At 36.2% G+C, this 260-nt stretch carries 1 protein-coding gene; it reads right to left on the bottom strand.

Annotation, left to right across the window (positions count from 1 at the left end; translation table 11 throughout):
* Positions 1-260, bottom strand: a 260-nt coding sequence (locus R0K30_RS22455) for a hypothetical protein (RefSeq protein WP_486304032.1), incomplete at both ends; no start/stop codon positions are given.

The following is a 260-nucleotide window of genomic DNA, read 5'->3' as shown; positions in this document are numbered from 1 at the left end:
CCTCATAAAGCAGCCTAATTTTGCCATTACGGCTCGCTTTTCTACTATCTGCAGGATATAAAAATATACCACCTCTACATATAATTCTATGCATGTCGCCAACCATAGCTGCATTCCATCGCATAGATGAACCTGCATGTTCTTCATTTTGAAATAAAATTTCATCAAAATAAAACTGCTCACGCTCGGACCAATACCTATAGTTTGCTAAATTAACAGCAAACTCTTTTGTTTTAAGTGGAATTTTACAGCTACTATCG

This window comes from Bacillus sp. SIMBA_154, from assembly GCF_046536015.1.
GTDB classification, from domain to species: domain Bacteria; phylum Bacillota; class Bacilli; order Bacillales; family Bacillaceae; genus Bacillus; species Bacillus pumilus_P.
Note: the sequence above shows the minus strand (reverse complement) of the source record. Positions and strands in the feature narration are given on the sequence as shown.